Source organism: Actinomadura luteofluorescens (assembly GCF_013409365.1).
Taxonomy (GTDB): Bacteria; Actinomycetota; Actinomycetes; order Streptosporangiales; family Streptosporangiaceae; genus Spirillospora; species Spirillospora luteofluorescens.
Genome location: NZ_JACCBA010000001.1, coordinates 5,545,946 through 5,563,231, shown reverse-complemented (window position 1 = coordinate 5,563,231; position 17,286 = coordinate 5,545,946). Strand labels below are relative to the sequence as shown.

At 72.6% G+C, this 17,286-nt stretch carries 13 protein-coding genes; 4 read left to right on the top strand and 9 right to left on the bottom strand.

Annotation, left to right across the window (positions count from 1 at the left end; all coding sequences use genetic code 11):
- Positions 1-54: 54 nt before the first annotated feature.
- Positions 55-1,806 carry a GMC oxidoreductase gene (locus tag BJY14_RS25955; protein ID WP_179845999.1) on the bottom strand — a complete coding sequence of 584 codons (1,752 nt, stop codon included), beginning with the start codon at positions 1,804-1,806 and terminating at the stop codon, positions 55-57.
- Between the two features lie 9 nt (positions 1,807-1,815).
- A complete protein-coding gene (locus BJY14_RS25950; RefSeq protein ID WP_179845998.1) occupies positions 1,816-3,501 on the bottom strand; it encodes a succinic semialdehyde dehydrogenase in 1,686 nt (561 codons plus the stop codon).
- 264 nt (positions 3,502-3,765) lie between these two features.
- Between BJY14_RS25950 and BJY14_RS25945 the strand changes: the two genes are divergently transcribed.
- On the top strand, positions 3,766-4,398 hold the full coding sequence (locus BJY14_RS25945; protein WP_179845997.1) for a TetR/AcrR family transcriptional regulator: 633 nt from the start codon (positions 3,766-3,768) through the stop codon (positions 4,396-4,398).
- A gap of 16 nt (positions 4,399-4,414) precedes the next feature.
- On the opposite strand, the gene BJY14_RS25940 is transcribed toward BJY14_RS25945, so the two are convergent.
- From BJY14_RS25940 to guaB, 3 genes are all read right to left on the bottom strand, one after another.
- Positions 4,415-6,154 (bottom strand): glycerol-3-phosphate dehydrogenase/oxidase, encoded by a 1,740-nt coding sequence (locus BJY14_RS25940; protein WP_179845996.1) that lies wholly within the window; start codon positions 6,152-6,154, stop codon positions 4,415-4,417.
- A 99-nt stretch (positions 6,155-6,253) separates the two neighbouring features.
- Positions 6,254-7,369 (bottom strand): GuaB3 family IMP dehydrogenase-related protein, encoded by a 1,116-nt coding sequence (locus BJY14_RS25935; protein ID WP_179849626.1) that lies wholly within the window; start codon positions 7,367-7,369, stop codon positions 6,254-6,256.
- A gap of 82 nt (positions 7,370-7,451) precedes the next feature.
- Positions 7,452-8,948, bottom strand: a complete 1,497-nt coding sequence (guaB, locus tag BJY14_RS25930) for an IMP dehydrogenase (RefSeq protein WP_179845995.1) — start codon at positions 8,946-8,948, stop codon at positions 7,452-7,454.
- A gap of 268 nt (positions 8,949-9,216) precedes the next feature.
- Between guaB and BJY14_RS25925 the strand changes: the two genes are divergently transcribed.
- The gene (locus BJY14_RS25925) at positions 9,217-9,606 is read left to right on the top strand and encodes a DUF5319 domain-containing protein (RefSeq protein WP_179845994.1); all 390 of its coding nucleotides are present in this window, start codon (positions 9,217-9,219) and stop codon (positions 9,604-9,606) included.
- Positions 9,607-9,655: 49 nt separating this feature from the next.
- Here BJY14_RS25925 and BJY14_RS25920 read toward each other — a convergent pair whose 3' ends face one another.
- From BJY14_RS25920 to groES, 4 genes are all read right to left on the bottom strand, one after another.
- Positions 9,656-10,492, bottom strand: coding sequence for a hypothetical protein (locus tag BJY14_RS25920; RefSeq protein WP_179845993.1), 837 nt, complete (start codon positions 10,490-10,492; stop codon positions 9,656-9,658).
- Positions 10,489-11,181: a sigma-70 family RNA polymerase sigma factor gene (locus BJY14_RS25915; RefSeq protein ID WP_372505448.1), complete on the bottom strand. Its 693-nt coding sequence runs from the start codon at positions 11,179-11,181 to the stop codon at positions 10,489-10,491. Before BJY14_RS25915 ends, BJY14_RS25920 begins: the two co-directional genes overlap by 4 nt.
- A gap of 219 nt (positions 11,182-11,400) precedes the next feature.
- Entirely contained in the window at positions 11,401-13,029 is a 1,629-nt protein-coding gene (gene groL / locus BJY14_RS25910) for a chaperonin GroEL (RefSeq protein WP_179845992.1), read from the bottom strand.
- Positions 13,030-13,114: 85 nt separating this feature from the next.
- Positions 13,115-13,423, bottom strand: coding sequence for a co-chaperone GroES (gene groES, locus BJY14_RS25905; RefSeq protein ID WP_089324409.1), 309 nt, complete (start codon positions 13,421-13,423; stop codon positions 13,115-13,117).
- Between the two features lie 266 nt (positions 13,424-13,689).
- Here groES and BJY14_RS25900 point away from each other — a divergent pair, with 266 nt between their 5' ends.
- Entirely contained in the window at positions 13,690-14,925 is a 1,236-nt protein-coding gene (locus BJY14_RS25900) for a class I SAM-dependent methyltransferase (protein ID WP_179845991.1), read from the top strand.
- 716 nt (positions 14,926-15,641) lie between these two features.
- A complete protein-coding gene (locus tag BJY14_RS25895) occupies positions 15,642-17,237 on the top strand; it encodes a coiled-coil domain-containing protein (RefSeq protein WP_179849624.1) in 1,596 nt (531 codons plus the stop codon).
- Positions 17,238-17,286: the final 49 nt, after the last annotated feature.

Here is a 17,286-nt window from a genome sequence, read left to right as displayed (position 1 = left end):
CGACGCCCGGTGCCGGAGCGGATCACCGCTCCGGCGCCGGGCTCGCGCGCGCCGTCAGGTGATGTCGACGATCGGGAGATTCAGGGCCGCGGGGGCACCGGCCGGGACGACCGGGTTCTCCGGGGCGACGGGGGCCAGGCGGCGGTAGGCGTCGCCGAGGGCGGGCCGCCGGTCCTCCTCCGAGCGGTTCGGCCAGAACGCCATGGCGCGCTCGGCCTGCGCCGTGATGGTCAGGGACGGGTTGACGCCCAGGTTGGCCGAGACGGCGGAGCCGTCCACGACGTGCAGGCCGGGGTGGCCGTAGACGCGGTGGTAGGGGTCGATCACCCCGGTCTCGGCGGAGTCGCCGATGGCGCAGCCGCCGAGGAAGTGCGCGGTCATCGGGATGTCGAACAGGTCGCCCCAGGCGCCGCCCGGGATGCCGCCGATCTCCTCGGCGATCCGGCGGGTCGCCTCGTGCCCCTCGGGGATCCAGGTCGGGTTCGGCTCACCGTGCCCGGCGCCCGCGCGGACGTCCCAGCCGAACGGGCCCTTCTTCGGGCTCAGCGTGATCGAGTTGTCGCGGGTCTGCATGACCAGCGCGATGACCGTCCGCTCCGACCAGTGCCGGACGTCGAGGAGCTGGAGGAGGTCGCCCGGCCGGCGCAGCACCTCGCGGGCGAACTTGCGGATCCGGGGCGTGTGCGGCTCGCCCGGCCGGTCGCCGTCCACCAGGAGGGTCTGCAGGGAGGCGAGCAGGTTCGAGCCCCGGCCGTACCGGACGGGCTCGACGTGGGTGTCCGGCGTCGGATGGAACGACGACGTGATCGCCACGCCCTCGGAGAAGTCCGGGCCCGGCCTGCCGGCCCGCCGCCCGCCGCCGAGGATCGCCTCGGAGTTGGTGCGGGTCAGCGCGCCGAGCCGGTCGGACAGGCGCGGCAGCAGCCCGGTCGACTTGAGCTTGTGCAGGAGCTTCTGCGTCCCGTAGGTGCCGGCGGCGAAGACGACCTGCTCGGCGGTGAGCGTCTTGCGGTTGCGGCCGAACGAGCCGGTACGGACGATCTCGACCTCGTACCCGCCCCCCGGGCGCGGCCGCACCGAGGTGACGCGGCTGAGCGGCATCACCCGGGCGCCCGCCTTCTCGGCCAGGTACAGGTAGTTCTCCGTCAGCATGTTCTTCGCACCGTGGCGGCAGCCCACCATGCACTCGCCGCACTCCAGGCAGCCCCGCCGGCGCGGGCCCGCCCCGCCGAAGTAGGGGTCGGCGCTCTCGACCCCCGCTCCCTTCCCGAAGTAGACGCCGACCGGCGTCCTGACGAACGTCTCGCCCTTGCCCATCCGGTCGGCGACCCGCTTCAGGACCTTGTCGGCCGCGGTCGTCGTCGGGTTCTGGACGACGCCGAGCATGCGCTTCGCCTGCTCGTAGTAGGGCGCCAGCTCGTCCCGCCAGTCGGTGATGTGCGCCCACTGCCGGTCCTTGAAGAACGGCTCCGGCGGCACGTACAGCGTGTTGGCGTAGTTGAGGGACCCGCCGCCGACGCCCGCGCCCGCCAGCACCATCACGCGGCTCGACTTCGCGCCGCGGACGAGGTGCATCCGCTGCATGCCGGTCAGGCCGAGCGCGGGCGCCCACAGGTAGCGGGCGATGCGCCAGTTCGTCTTCGGCAGCTCCGGATACCGGGACCCCGGTGCGCCGCCCGGATCGGTGTCGAAGCGGCGCCCGGCCTCGATGACGCCGACCCGGTAGCCCTTCTCGGTCAGCCGCAGCGCCGAGACGCTGCCGCCGAACCCCGACCCGACGACGAGCACGTCGAAGTCATGCTTCACAGGCGATCCCTACTTGATCCGCAGCTTCTTCATGAGCTTGATGCCCGTGGCCATGTAGTCGGCGAACGTGTCGTAGCCGATGGCGCCGGGCGGCTCCAGGTCCATGATGTGCTGGCTCGCGACGGTCTGGACCTCGGTGAACTTCAGCAGCCCCTCGGACCCGTGGCGGCGTCCCACCCCGGACTGCTTCATCCCGCCCATCGGGGAGTCGTAGGAGGCGTAGGCGGCGCTGTAGCCGTCGTTGATGTTGACCGTCCCCGCCTGGATGCGGGCGGCGAGGCGGCGGCCCCGCGCGGGGTTCTTCGTCCACACCGACGCGTTCAGCCCGTAGGGCGTGTCGTTGGCGCGGGCGACGACCTCGTCCTCGTCCCGGTACTTGTAGACCGCGACGACGGGGCCGAACGTCTCGTTCGCGCACAGGTCCATGTCGCCGTCGACGTCCGCGAGGACCGTCGGCTCGTAGAACAGCGGACCGACGTCGGGACGGGCCTTCCCGCCGGCCAGGACGGTCGCGCCCTTCTCGACGGCCTGGTCGACGTGCGCCGTCACCGCGTCCAGCTGGCGCCTGTGGGTCAGCGAGCCCATCTCGGCGTCGAAGTCCAGGCCGGCGCCGAGCCGCATGCCCTTGACGAGCTCGACGAACCGCGGCACGAACCGGTCGTAGACGTCCTCGTGCACGTACATCCGCTCGATCGAGATGCACAGCTGCCCGGCGTTGGTGAAGCACGCGCGGACGGCGCCGCGCGCGGCGCGCTCGACGTCCGCGTCCGGCATGACGATCATCGGGTTCTTGCCGCCGAGCTCCAGCGAGTAGGCGACCAGCCGCGGCGCGACCTTCTCCGCGATCGCCCTGCCCCCGCGCGTCGAGCCGGTGAACGAGACGTAGTCGGCGTTCTCCACCAGCGGGTCCCCGATCTCGGCCGGCTCCCCGACGACGATCTGCCAGAGGTCCCGGGGCAGCCCGAGCGAGACCAGCAGGTCCAGCACCCACAGGCTGGACAGGCACGTCTGGGTGTCGGGCTTGTGGATCACCGCGTTGCCCGCCATCAGCGCGGGCGCGATGTCGCTGGCGCCGAGCGCGAACGGGTAGTTCCATGGCGCGATGAGCGCCACGACGCCCTTCGGGTGCCGCAGTTCCTGGACACGGGTCAGTCCCGGCATCATCCCCTTGCGGCGGCGGGGCTTCAGCAGCCGCGGGGCCCGCCGGGCGTAGTAGAGCGAGCACAGCGCGACGTCGAGGAACTCCTCCATCGCGTGGCGGCGCGCCTTGCCGGTCTCCAGCTGGATGATGTCGAGGATCTCCGCGCGCCGGTCGACCAGGGCGTCCGCGAGCCGCAGGAAGGGCTTGGCCCGCTCCCCCGCCGGCAGCGCCGCCCAGGCCCGCTGCGCCTCGCGCGCCCGCTCGTAGGCGGCCCGGACGTCCTCGGGGCTCGACAGCGGAACGGTCGCGAGGGGCTCGCCGGTGAAGGGGCTCGCGATCGTCGCGGTCCCGGCGCCGTCCGAGGCGACGTGCGAGACCAGCCGGTCGATCAGGGTCTGGGGAAGCGTGTGCCCTGCCGCGCCCTCGGCAGTGCTCGTCGCGCCTTCGGCAGTGCTCGTCGCGCCTTCGGCAGTGCTCGTCGCGCCTTCGGCAGTGCTCGTCGCGCCGTCGGCCGGGTCTGCCGCGCCTTCGGCCGGAACCGTCGGGGATGCCATGCAGGCAGGGTATGACCACCCGCCCATTTTGGCTACCCGCAAGTAACGCGCTACTTGCAGTGATATGCCCCACTGGGGGCTGGTATCTCCGCCGCGCTCGCGCCCTCTTCGCCCGCGACTGACAAACCCCGCCGAACGGACCGTTCCAAGCCAGGTGGAGTTGTGCAAGTCGAAGACTGACCGCCCCCGCCCGGTGTATCCCGAAAGCAGGAGGAGAATCTCAGCGCCGTCGGGGGGCGGCGCTGCCCAGGGGAGGGGACAGCGATGACGGACGCCCGCGGCCACGGGCCCGAGAACGGCGCCGGCCGGCCCGCGGCGCGCCGGGACCGGCGCGAGCAGACCCGCGCCGCCCTGCTCGCCGCCGCCGAGCGCCTGTGGGCCGAACGCGGCATCCACGGCGCCTCGCTCGACGACATAGCGGCGGCCGCCGGCCTCACCAAGGGCGCCGTCTACTCCAACTTCGCCGGCAAGACCGACCTGCTGCTCGCCCTGATGGAGCGCATCACCAGCGCCCGCACCCGGACCGACGTCTGCGACGAGCTCCGCGCCGCCGCCGAGGACGCCGACCCCGCGGGCCGCCCGTCCCGCCGCGACACCGACGAGGCCCCCCGCCGCCTGGCCCTGCTCCTGGTCGAGTTCTGGCTCTACGGCATGCGCGACTACGCCGCGGGATGGCGCATCGCCGACTGGTACGCCGAGCGCCGCGCCCAGCTGGCCCGGGAGCTGGAGCCGGCCGACGGCCCCGCGCCCGACGGGCTCGCCGCGTGCGACCGCGCCACCCTGACCATGGCTCTCGACTTCGGCCTGGCCTTCCAGCACCTCCTCGACCCCGTCCGGGTCCCCGCCGACCTGTACAGCACCGGCAAGACCCTGGTTCAGGGCCGCCCCCGGCCCTGAACCACCGGCGTCCGGGTCAGGGGGTGGCGATGGGGACGATGTCGGGGGCGCCCCTGCGGTGGGCGTCGGCCTCCTGGTCGTCCTCCTGGGTCTGCGAGGCGCGCTCGGCCTCGACGCGCTTGCGGTAGTACTCGATCTCGCGGTCGCGCTGCTTCTTGGACCAGCCGAGGACGGGCGCGAGGAGGTCGGCGGCCTCCTGGGCGACACCGACGCCCCGGTCCCAGGTCTCGATGGAGATGCGGGTGCGGCGGGCGAGGACGTCGTTGAGGTGGCGGGCGCCCTCGTGGGTGGCGGCGTAGACGACCTCGGCGCGCAGGTAGTCGTCGGCGCCGCTCAGCGGCTTGGCGAGGTCGGGCTTGTCGGCGATCAGTTCGAGCAGGTCGTCCAGGAGCGTCCCGTAGCGGCGCAGGAGGTGCTCGATCCGGGCGACGTGCAGCCCCGAGCGCGAGGCGAGGCGGTGCCGGGCGTTCCACATGGCCTGGAACCCGTCGCCCCCGACGAGCGGGATGCGGTCGGTGCAGGACTCGGCGACCTTGCCGTCGAGGCCGTGCGCGACGGCGTCGATGGCGTCCTTCGCCATGACGCGGTAGGTGGTGTACTTCCCGCCCGCCACCAGGACGAGGCCCGGGACGGGGTGCGCGACCACGTGCTCGCGGGAGAGCTTCGACGTCTCCTCGGTCTCGCCGGTGAGGAGGGGGCGCAGGCCCGCGTAGACGCCCTCCACGTCGTCATGGGTGAGCGGGGTGGCGAGGACGGAGTTGACGTGGTCCAGGACGTAGTCGATGTCGGCCTTGGACGCGGCGGGATGGGCCCTGTCGAGGTCCCAGGCGGTGTCGGTGGTGCCGATGATCCAGTGGCGGCCCCAGGGGATCACGAACAGCACCGACTTCTCGGTGCGCAGGATGATCCCCGTGGCGGAGTGGATGCGGTCCTTCGGCACGACCAGGTGGATGCCCTTGGACGCCTTCACGTGGATCTGGCCGCGGCCGCCGACGAGCTCCTGGATGTCGTCCGACCACACGCCGGTGGCGTTGACGACCTGCTTGGCGCGGACCTCGCTGGTCGTGTTGCCCTCAAGGTCGCGGATGCGCAGGCCGGTGACGCGCTCCCCCTCGCGCAGGAAACCCAGGCACTGGGTGCGCGAGGCGATCTGGGCGCCGTACTCCGCGGCCGTCCGCAGCGCGGTCATCACGTAGCGGGCGTCGTCGACCATCGCGTCCCAGTACTGGATCGCGCCGGTGAAGGCGTCCTTGCGCAGGGACGGCGCGAGGCGCAGCGCCCCGCGGCGCGTCAGGTGCCGGTGGTGCGGGACGCCGCGGGTGCTGCCCATCTGGAAGGCGAGGAGGTCGTAGAGGGCCACGCCCGCCCCGAAGTACGCGCGCTCCCACACGCGGTGCGTGGTCGGCAGCATGAAGGGGACGGGCTGCACCAGGTGCGGCGCGATCTGCTGGAGCAGCAGCGCGCGCTCGGTCAGCGCCTCCCGGACCAGGTCGAAGTTGTACTGCTCCAGGTACCGCAGGCCGCCGTGGATCAGCTTGGACGACCGCGACGACGTGCCGGACGCGAAGTCGCGGGCCTCGACCACCGCCACCGACAGGCCCCGGGTGGCCGCGTCGAGCGCCGCGCCCGCGCCGACGATGCCGCCGCCGACCACGACCACGTCGAACTCCTCGCGGGCCATGCGGTCGAGCGCTGCGGCGCGCTCGGCCGGGCCGAGCCGCGAGCTCCCAAGGCCGGTCACCGGTGATCCCGTCATCGCGCATCCCCCCACAGCGGTTCGGTTTCCGAACGGTTCTTACCCAAGAGTAAGGACCGGTTCACACCGAGATGCGAATGAACGGACGTGGGGTGGCTCTCAGTCAGTGGACTGGCCGGGGGCCACGACGACCTGGACCCGCTGGAACTCCTTCAGCTCCGTGTACCCCGCGGTGGCCATCGAGCGGCGCAGCGCGCCGATGAGGTTCATGGAGCCGTCCGCGACATGGGACGGGCCGTGCAGGATCTGCTCCATCGTCCCGATCGTCCCGATCTCGATGCGGGTGCCACGGGGGACGTCGCCGTGGTGGGCCTCGCTGCCCCAGTGGTAACCGCGCCCGGGCGCCTCGGTGGAGCGGGCGAACGGGGAGGCGACCATCACCGCGTCGGAGCCGCAGGCGAACGCCTTGGCGATGTCGCCGCTGTTGACCATGCCGCCGTCGGCGATCACGTGCACGTAGCGGCCGCCGGACTCGTCCATGTAGTCGCGGCGGGCCGCGGCCACGTCGGCGACCGCGGTCGCCATCGGGACGGCGACGCCGAGGACCGTGCGCGTGGTGTGCCCGGAGCCGCCGCCGAACCCGACCAGCACGCCGGCCGCGCCGGTGCGCATCAGGTGCAGCGCCGCGGTGTAGGTGGAGCAGCCGCCGACGATCACGGGGACGTCGAGGTCGTAGATGAACTGCTTGAGGTTCAGCGGCTCGGCGCGCCCCGACACGTGCTCGGCGGACACGGTGGTGCCGCGGATCACGAACAGGTCGACGCCGGCGTCGATCACGGCCTTGTGGAACTGGGCGGTGCGCTGCGGCGACAGCCGCGCCGCGACGGTGACGCCCGCCTCGCGGACCTCCTGGATCCGGCGGCCGATCAGCTCCTCCTTGATCGGCTCGGAGTAGATCTCCTGGAGCCGCTGGGTGGCGCGGGCGTCGTCCAGCGAGGCGATCTCGGCGAGCAGCGGCCCGGGATCGTCGTAGCGCGTCCAGAGCCCTTCGAGGTCGAGCACGGCCAGCCCGCCGAGCCGCCCGACCGCGATCGCGATCGCGGGGCTGACGACGCTGTCCATCGGCGCCACGACCAGGGGCATCTCGAACCGGTAGGCGTCGATCTGCCAGGCGACGCTGACCTCCTCGGGATCACGCGTCCGGCGGGACGGCACGATGCCGATGTCGTCGAAGGCGTACGCCCGGCGGCCGCTCTTGCCACGGCCGATCTCCACCTCAGCAGCCACTGCGCGCTTCCTCCACGTGATCCGGTCTTCCCGCGGGCGCGGGATCGAGCCCCGGAAGAGCTTACGTCAGTCAGCGGCCCTGGTAGTTGGGGGCCTCCACCGTCATCTGGATGTCGTGCGGGTGGCTCTCGCGCAAGCCCGCGACGCTGATGCGCATGAGCTTGCCGCGCTCCTGGAGCTCGGGGACGGTGCGGGTGCCCGCGTACCACATCGACTGGTGGAGCCCGCCGACGAGCTGGTGCGCGACGTTGGCGAGGGGCCCCCGGTAGGGGACCTGGCCCTCGACGCCCTCGGGGATCAGCTTCTCCTCGGCGTTGACGTCGGCCTGGGCGTAGCGGTCCTTGGAGTAGGAGGCGCCGCGCTCGCGGTTGCGCATCGCGCCGAGCGAGCCCATGCCCCGGTAGGACTTGTACTGCTTGCCGTGGACGAAGATCAGCTCGCCCGGGGACTCCTCGACGCCCGCGAGCAGGCTGCCGAGCATCACGGTGTCGGCGCCCGCGACCAGGGCCTTGGCGATGTCGCCGGAGTACTGCAGGCCGCCGTCCCCGATCACCGGGACGCCCGCCGCCTTCGCCGCGCGGGCCGCCTCGAAGATCGCGGTGATCTGCGGCACGCCGACCCCGGCGACGATGCGGGTGGTGCAGATGGAGCCGGGGCCCACGCCGACCTTGATCGCGTCGGCGCCCGCGTCCACCAGCACCTGGGCGCCCGCCTCGGTGGCGACGTTCCCGCCGACGACCTGGACGGACGAGTTGCCCTTGATCGCGGCGATCGTGTCGGCGACGCCCTTGGAGTGGCCGTGCGCCGTGTCCACGATGATCACGTCGGTGCCGGCCTCGATGAGGGCGCGGGCGCGGCGCAGGGCGTCCTCGCCGACGCCCACGGCCGCGGCGACGAGCAGGCGGCCGTCGGCGTCCTTGGTGGAGTCGGGGTACTGCTCGCTCTTGGTGAAGTCCTTGGTGGTGATCAGGCCCTTGAGGCGGCCCTCGCCGTCGACGAGCGGGAGCTTCTCCACCTTGTTGCCCGCGAGCAGGCGGAACGCCTCCTCGCGGGAGACGTCCACCGGGGCGGTGATGAGCGGCATCGCCGTCATGACCTCGCGGACGGAGCGCGACAGGTCGGTCTCGAAGCGCATGTCGCGGTTGGTCACGATGCCGACCAGCACGCCGCGCACGTCGGTGACCGGCACCCCGGAGATCCGGTAGCGGGCGCACAGCGCCTCGACGTCGGCGAGGGTGGCGTCCGGCAGGCAGGTCACCGGATTGGTGATCATCCCGGCCTCGGAGCGCTTCACCCGGTCGGCCTCCGCGGCCTGCTCCTCGATCGACATGTTGCGGTGCAGCACGCCGATGCCGCCCTGGCGCGCCATCGCGACCGCGGTGCGGGCCTCGGTCACGGTGTCCATCGCCGCCGAGACGAGCGGGATCCGCAGCGAGATCTCGCGGGTCAGCCGGGTCGTGGTGTCGGCCTCGCCGGGCTGCAGGTCGGAGTAGCCCGGCAGCAGGAGCACGTCGTCGAAGGTCAGGCCCTGCGGGAGGAACTTGTCGGGCTCGGCGGCGGGGTTCATGACAACCTTCCCGTGGTGGTGGCGGCATCGGGCCAGGTCACGAGCGACCCTGTCCCCATGGTAGGGGCTGAGCCCGCGGCCGGGCGGGCTTTGCTCGCGCCGGTCACGTGGTGTTGATGACATCTGCCAACACGCCGGGCGGTCCTTCGCATTCCCCTCCGTGTTCCCCTCCGTGTTCCCCTCCGTGCCCGCACGCTTCGCGCCCGTTCGCGCACGGAGGAGGCCCGGGGGGTGCACCTCCCGGGGCCTCGCGCAGTAGCGTGGGTACGTGCACGACGATGCTCCGCTCGACCCGTTCGCCGGAGATCCGGAGGATCCGGCGGCGGCGCTCGGCGACCCGGGCGACGAGACCGCTCCGCTCAGTGTGACGGAGCGGGAGGACGTGCTGGCCGACCTCGCCGACCTGGAGGTCTTCCGGGCCCTGCTGGAGCCGCTCGGGGTGCGGGGCCTTACGGTCGACTGCGGCGACTGCGGCAAGATGCACTACATCGACTGGGAGCTGCTGCACGGCAACCTGCGCCACCTGCTGGACGAGGGCCTCCCCCGCGTGCACGAGCCCGCGCTGTCCCCCGATCCGGTCGACTACGTCAGCTGGGAGTACGCCCGCGGCTACGTCGACGGCGTGATCGACAGCGAAGAGGGCCGCGACGAGAACTGACCGCGCGGGCGCGCACCCGGCCTGACGCGGCGGGCGCGCGCCGCCGCCGTCAGTCGCCGGTGGGACGGTTCTGGTACTCGAGGGCGCGCTTGCGGGCCATCCGGCGCAGGTCGTCGAGGCGGGGCCTCGGGTCGGCCGTCGGCCGCGCCTCGGGACTCTCCACCGGCTCCGAGAACATCGTCGGGGCCTCCTGCCTGAGGGGAGGACGGCGCGGCAGGTGCCGGGGGAAGGGCCCCTCCGGACGTCGCCTGAGCTGCCGGTTCTCCCCGCGGTCAGGGTCGCCGGACGGCGTGCGCGCCGCGGGACGTCCCGCCTCCGGGGCCGGGCGCGCGGGCGGCCGCGGCCTCCGGCGGATGCCGGCGGCCGTGTCGGCCGCGCGGTCCGCCTCCTCCACCACGCCGGACGCGCTCGGCGCCGGGGAGGCGGTGGTGCGTTCGGTGACGCCGCCTCCCGCGGCCGCGACGCCGCTGCTGGCGAGGACGGCGCCGGCCACACCCAGGGCCACGATGGTGCGCGGCCCGCGGCGGCGCGGGCCGGGGCCCGAGGGGGCGGGCGGTCCGGGGGCGTCGCAGGCCTGCTCGTCGACGTCGACGATCAGGGCGCGCAGGAGCCGCACCGCGGGGTCGCGGTCGTCGTCCGGCGGGGCGGCGGGGCGGGCCCCGGCGGGCGCCTCCGCGGGGCCGGCGGCGGGACCCTCAGCGGGGGCCGCGGAACCGGCAGCGTCCCGCGCCGCCAGCGCCTCGAAGAGCGCGTCGGTACGGCGCACCGCGGACAGGTCCACGGGCGGGACGGCGGGCGGGCGGGACGCCGGAGCGTCGCCGGAGCGGGCGGGCTCGTCCGGATCCGGGGCGCCCCGCAGGCCGGTGAGGGGGCCGCGCTCCGTCAAGCGATCGACTCCTCTCTGGCCATCGCACGGAGCCGGGCCAGGGCCCGGTGCTGCGCGACCCGTACCGCCCCCGCGGACATGCCCAGCACATTACCGGTCTCCTCCGCCGACAGGCCCGCGACGACCCGTAGCAGCACCAGCTCGCGCTGATGCTCGGGAAGCCGGGTGAGCAGGTCGCGGGCGCGCTGCGCCTCGATGTAGCGGACCACCGTCTCCTCGGGGCCCGGGCGGTCGTCCGGACCGTCCGGCAGGTCCTCGGTGGGCACGGCGGCGCGGACCGCGCTGCGCAGCGCGTCCGCGATCTTGTGCGCGGCGATGCCGAAGACGAAGGACGCGAACGGCCGGCCCATGTCCCGGTAGCGGGGCAGGGCCGACAGGACGGCGATGCAGACCTCCTGCGCCACGTCGTCGGCGATGTGGTACTGCCCGGAGACCCGGCCGAGCCGGGCCCGGCAGTACCGCACGATCATGGGGCGCACCTCGGCGATGAGGACCTCGATGGCGCCCGGATCGCCCTGCACGGCGAGATGGGTCAGCTCCCTGAGGTCGCCGTCGCCGGAGTCCGCGGCACGCAGCGCCCGCGCCGAACGGGCGGGGTCGCGGGGCGAGGGAGGGGCGGGCCCGTTCGAGGGGGCGGCGGCGCGCGCGGTCACGGTCCCGGCGAAGCATCCCTCGGTCACGTCAAGCATGATGCCCAGCACCCCCGGGCGTGTCTCCACTGTCCTCTACAACGGAATGGTCACAGTGCGGGAGCGAACCTGGAGTTACTACGCGTCGTGGTCATCGCGCTGCCGGGCGTGGCGGACTTCTCCATGGCGAGACCCCGGACGCGGCGAGACCCCCGCCCGGACGGACGGGGGTCTCGCCTACGCTCTCCCGGCGGGACGGGCCCGCCGGGTCGGCCGATCTCAGTGGCCGTGACCGTGACCGTGGCCGTGACCGCCGCCGGCGGCCTCCTCGGCCTCCTCCGGCTTGTCGACCACGAGCGCCTCGGTGGTGAGCAGCATGCCCGCGATGGAGGCGGCGTTGGTGACCGCCGAGCGGGTGACCTTCACCGGGTCGATGACGCCCTGGGCGATCAGGTCGCCGTACTCGCCGGTGGCGGCGTTGTAGCCGTGCCCGGCCTGCAGCTCCTCCACCTTGGAGACGACGACGTAGCCCTCCTGGCCGGCGTTCTCGGAGATCCAGCGCAGCGGCTCGGGCAGCGCGCGGCGGACCGCCTCGGCGCCGGTGGCCTCGTCGCCGGACAGGCCGAGGGCGCCGAAGCCCTCCTTGGCGACGTGCACCAGGGCGCTGCCGCCGCCGGAGACGATGCCCTCCTCGATGGCCGCGCGGGTCGCCGAGATGGCGTCCTCCAGGCGGTGCTTCTTCTCCTTCAGCTCCACCTCGGTGGCGGCGCCGACGCGCAGCACGCAGACGCCGCCGGCCAGCTTGGCCAGGCGCTCCTGCAGCTTCTCGCGGTCCCAGTCGGAGTCGCTGTTCTCGATCTCCACCTTGATCTGGTTGATCCGGGCGGAGACCTCGTCCGCCGCACCCTCGCCGTCGACGACGGTGGTGGCGTCCTTGGTGACGGTGATCCGGCGGGCGCGGCCGAGGTCCTCCAGCCCGATCGAGTCGAGCTTGAGGCCGATGGCCTCGCTGACGACCTGGCCGCCGGTCAGGGTGGCCATGTCGCCGAGCATCGCCTTGCGGCGGTCGCCGAAGCCGGGGGCCTTCACCGCGACGGACAGGAAGGTGCCGCGGATCTTGTTGGCCACCAGCAGCGCCAGGGCCTCGCCCTCGACGTCCTCGGCCACCACGAGCAGCGGCTTCTTGGTCTGGGCGACCTTCTCGGCCAGCGGCAGGAACTCCTGCACGTTGGAGATCTTGCCGTCCACGATCAGCACGTAGGCGTCCTCCAGGACGGCCTCCATGCGCTCGTGGTCGGTCACCATGTGCGGCGACAGGTAGCCCTTGTCGAACTGGAGGCCCTCGGTGAACTCCAGCTCGAGGCCCATCGTGTGGGCCTCCTCGACGGTGATGACGCCGTCCTTGCCGACCTTCTCGAACGCCTCGGCGATCAGCTCGCCGATCTGCGGGTCCTGCGCGGAGATGGTCGCGACGTGCGCGATCTCGCCCTTCTCCTCGACCTCGCGCGCCGTCTTCAGCAGCTGGTCGGAGACGTACTGGGCGGCCGCGTCGATGCCGCGCTTGAGGGCGAGCGGCGAGGCGCCGGCCGCCACGTTGCGGGTCCCTTCGCGGACCAGCGCCTGCGCGAGGACGGTCGCCGTGGTGGTGCCGTCGCCCGCGATGTCGTTGGTCTTGGTCGCCACTTCCTTGGCGAGCTGGGCCCCGAGGTTCTCGTAGGGGTCCTCCAGCTCCACCTCGCGGGCGATGGTGACGCCGTCGTTGGTGATCGTCGGCGCGCCGAACTTCTTGTCGATGACGACGTTGCGGCCGCGCGGGCCGATCGTCACCTTGACGGCGTCCGCGAGAGCGTTGACGCCGCGCTCAAGAGCCCGGCGAGCGTCCTCCTCGAACTCCAGGATCTTCGCCATGCGGATACTCCTCTTTCACGCGATCCGCCCCGGCGGGCCGCCCGAAGGCGGCGCCGACCGGGGCGGGTGCATCACGTCTCGGTGATTACTTCTCGATGACCGCGAGCACGTCGCGGGCCGAGAGGACGAGGTACTCCTCGCCGTTGTACTTGACCTCGGTGCCGCCGTACTTGCTGTAGAGCACGACCTCGCCGACCTTGACGTCGACGGGGACGCGCTCGCCCTTGTCGTCGACGCGACCCGGACCAACGGCAAGGACGGTGCCCTCCTGGGGCTTCTCCTTGGCGGTGTCCGGGATCACCAGGCCCGACGCGGTGGTGGTCTCGGCCTCAAGCGGCTGGACGACGATGCGGTCCTCAAGCGGCTTGAGAACAACCTTGGTGGCGGTCGTCACGATCTGACCTCCCCTTCGATTGGTCCTCGGCCGGCCATGGATGACCGACCAGCACATGTGACAGAAGAGGCGACCCTGGACCGGCCTGCCGTCGCGGGTGCCAGACCGACCTTCGTCGCTGTAGTTGGCACTCTACCCTTGAGAGTGCCAACCGCGAGACTATTCCGTGCCCGTTGGCCCGTCAACACGGACACGAGCCCGCCCCGCGGCCGCCTCCGGACGTTCACCGGCGGCCGGCCACCGGCCCTGCCGCTAACTTCCACCCTATGGACATCGCGGCGTTCCGGGCCCTGCACACTCCCTCCGGCCAGGCGCTCCTCCAGGAGGCGGCCGAGGCGGACGTGAGGGAGGACGGGCTGCTCGCCACGGCGTCGCGGCTGCGCGAGCGGCACGATCCGCCGCTCGTGGCCGCCGCGCTGACGCAGGTCCGGTTGCGGAAAAAGGCCCGGGCCAAGTTCGGCGCCGAGGCCGACCGCATGTACTTCACGCAGGCGGGGCTGGAGCAGTCGACCCGGGCGAGCGTGGCGGCCTACCGTGCCGGACGGTTCGCCGACCGGCTGCCCGCCGGGCGCGTGCTGGAGCTGGGGTGCGGGATAGGCGCCGACCTCATCGCCCGAGCGCGCGCGGGACTGGCCGGAGTAGGCGTGGAACTGGACCCGTTGACCGCTGAGGTGGCCCGCGCCAACGTGGCGGCCTTCGGGCTGGACGGCCTGGCCTCCGTACGGGTCGGGGACGCCACGAAGGAGGATCCGTCCGGATTCGACGGGGTCTTCGCCGACCCTGGACGTCGCACGGCGCGGGGCCGCGTCTTCGATCCCCGCTCTTACGAGCCGCCGCTCGACGTCGTCCTGGCCATGGCCGGCCAGACGCCCGCGGCCTGCGTGAAGGTCGCGCCGGGCATCCCGCATGAGGCCGTCCCGGACGACGCAGAGGCCGAGTGGGTCTCGGTCGGGGGTGACGTCAAGGAGGCGGCCCTCTGGCTGGGCGGGCTGGCCGGCGACGTGCGGCGGCGAGCCACTCTCCTCTCGTCCGAGACCCACCTCTCGGATAGAGGGCCCCAGGTGTGGACCCTGACTCCTCAGGGGCCGGACGTCCCGGACGTACGGGCGTGGGGCCGTTACCTGTACGAGCCTGACGGCGCCGTGATCCGTGCCCATCTGGTCGGCGAAGTCGCGGATCTGGTCGACGGCGGCCTGGCCGACCCCCACATCGCGTACGTCACGTCCGACGAGCTGCGCCCGACGCCCTTCGCCTCCGCCTACGAAGTGGAGGACGTCATGCCGTTCTCCGTGAAGCGGCTGCGCGCCGAGCTGCGCCGCCGCGAGATCGGCGTGCTGACCGTCAAGAAGCGCGGCTCCGCCGTCGACGTCGACCGGCTCCGCCGCGACCTCGGCTTCGGGGGGCGCCGCACGGGACGCGGCGCCCGGGAGCTGACCCTCGTGGTGACGCGCGTGGGACGGGATCCCGTCGCCCTTCTGACGCACGCCGTCCCCGGGAGCTGACCGGCCGGCCGGCGGGGCCTGACCCGCCCGGAACGGGCGCCGTCCGGCAACCCTGCCCAAAGATCTTCCAGTCGGCGGCGCAACGCCAAGCGGGAGGGGGCGACGCGCCACGGCGGTGCAAATCATCGCCGCATTCCGGCATTGCGCGCACCAGGGATTGCGGCCGCCCGGCAAGGGCGCGGCGCGGCGCGAAAATCGGCGCGGCGAGATCAACCGGCGCGAGAACACCAAGACAGGTTCACCGGGCGGGCCACCGGCTCCCCAAAAGCCCTCCCGAAAAGGCCGGGAAGGCGCCCCGCCGCATGACGTCCGCCGCACACGCGTCGGGCCGCCGTAGCCGCCCGCGCGGTTCGGGAACTGCCGATGTTGGACGAGATGTACGGACAGAACGGCACCCGGAACGCCGGACCCGTCCCGCACCGCCCGCCGGCGTCCACCCCCTCTATCCCCCCAAGAAGGGCAATGACCGCAAAGCGCGTAACCTGCCATGCATTCGGCGGTATCTCGCTATTCCACCTAGTCGGATAACAGGCGCATTCCGCAGAACTCGCAATCTTCTCTGCTACCCGTTTTAGCCACGCTCTACACGCACTACAGTGGCCACTCCAGAGATTCATTTGCCGTGCGTCATTTCGTCGCGCCGGCACACGAAGGAGCATCGGGTGGAAACGAATCACAACTTCCTGCAGACGGGGGGTCAACCGGTCTCGGATCGGATGCGGGAGTTGCTCGCCCGTGCGGCGCAGGACCACGTCTACGAACAGCGCTCACAGGGGCAGGTCCTCGACGAGATCCGCCAGCGCCTGGAAGGCATGGAGTGGCTTCTCCGCGAGGTCCGGGAGCGGGAGCTCACCGGGCTGACCGGGCAGATCGAGAGCGTCCGAGGGCAGGTCGACGACCTGTCCGGCAAGCCCCCTGAATGGGCCGAGGGCCTGGCCGAGCACATCGAGGCGTTCGGCGAGCGGGTCAAGCCCGTCGCCGAACTGCCGGCGCTGTGGGCCGACGTCGGCGTGGTGGCCGAGAACGTCGACGAGGGCCTGACCCGCATCCAGGCCGTCCTCGACTCCGCGCAGCAGATCACCGACGCCACGCAGCAGGCGTCGCAGCGCATGGACGAGATGACCAAGCGGCTGGACAAGCTCCAGGGCAGCATGGAGGCCGCGTCCGTCCGCTTCAACCGGCTCGACAAGTCGCTCGCCGAGCTCGGGCACCGGTCCGAGCGGCTCGAACACTCGGTCAACGGGGTCACGTCGCGGGTCGACCAGGCGCTCGGCGAGATGGCCGAGCGGATGGAGCAGGGCCTCGAGGCGGTCAACGGCCGGGTCGAGGGCGTCGGCGGCCGCCTCGACGGCCTCGACGGGCGGCTGGACGGCGTCGACGGCCGCCTCGAAGGGGTGTCGGGCAAGCTCGGCGGGCTGGACGGCCGGTTCGAGAGCGTCGACGGCCGCCTCGACGGGCTCGGCGAGCGGATCAACCGGCTGCCCGCCACCCTGGAGATCGCCGAGGTGCACCGGCTGCTGGCCGAGCTCGCGCAGCGCCCGGCGGCCGAGTACGGCGACCGGTTCGACGCGCTGGAGAAGCACCTGGCCGAGGCCGTCGACCCGCTGATCGAGGAGCTGCGCGCCCGGCCGGACCGCGACGAGGTCAAGGCCACCATGTCGCAGATCGCCGAGACCGCCTACAGCGACGTCGCCAAGCGCATGGACGAGTTCTCCCGCAGGTTCGAGGACGTGCACGACGACGTCCGCAAGCGCATCGAGACCATCCACGAGGAGGTCACCAAGCGGGTCGACGGAGCGCTGGAGGAGTTCACCACCCAGGTCGACATCGTCTCCCGCCGGGTCGAGTCGGTGCACGCCGACGTCGCCAAGCAGGTCGAGTCCGTGCACAGCGAGGTGTCGCGTCAGGTCAGCGGCGTCCACCACGACTTCGGCAAGCGGATCGGCGACATCCACGAGGACGTCACGCGCCAGGTCGGCAGCATCCACGACGACGTCGCCAAGCAGGTCGGGACCATGCAGGAGGACGTCGCGCGCCAGGTCGGCGGCGTCCAGGCCGAATTCGCGCGGAAGGTGGAGACCATGCAGGACGAGGCCGCGCGCCGCGCCGACGCGGCGGCGGCCGACTTCGTCAAGCGCTTCTCCCACGTCGAGGACGAGGTCGGCCGGAAGATGGACGGTGTCCACGACGATGTGTCCAAGCAGGTCAACGCGGTGCACGAGGACGTCCTGAAGCGGCTGTCCACCCTGGAGGAGACGATGCTCGCGCTCGCCGAGGCGCTGCTGCGTCCCCGCCGCGAGGCCAAGGACTGACGAGCGTCCGGGTGGGGCCGGCGCGGGCCCCACCCGGCATCCAGATCCC

Excerpts from the sequence above, each read along its gene's own strand:
- BJY14_RS25950 (WP_179845998.1), bottom strand. The coding sequence starts at position 3,501 with ATGGCATCCCCGACGGTTCCGGCCGAAGGCGCGGCAGACCCGGCCGAC.
- BJY14_RS25945 (WP_179845997.1), top strand. The coding sequence starts at position 3,766 with ATGACGGACGCCCGCGGCCACGGGCCCGAGAACGGCGCCGGCCGGCCC.
- BJY14_RS25940 (WP_179845996.1), bottom strand. The coding sequence starts at position 6,154 with ATGACGGGATCACCGGTGACCGGCCTTGGGAGCTCGCGGCTCGGCCCG.
- guaB (WP_179845995.1), bottom strand. The coding sequence starts at position 8,948 with ATGAACCCCGCCGCCGAGCCCGACAAGTTCCTCCCGCAGGGCCTGACC.
- BJY14_RS25915 (WP_372505448.1), bottom strand. The coding sequence starts at position 11,181 with ATGCTTGACGTGACCGAGGGATGCTTCGCCGGGACCGTGACCGCGCGC.
- groL (WP_179845992.1), bottom strand. The coding sequence starts at position 13,029 with ATGGCGAAGATCCTGGAGTTCGAGGAGGACGCTCGCCGGGCTCTTGAG.
- BJY14_RS25900 (WP_179845991.1), top strand. The coding sequence starts at position 13,690 with ATGGACATCGCGGCGTTCCGGGCCCTGCACACTCCCTCCGGCCAGGCG.
- BJY14_RS25895 (WP_179849624.1), top strand. The coding sequence starts at position 15,642 with ATGCGGGAGTTGCTCGCCCGTGCGGCGCAGGACCACGTCTACGAACAG.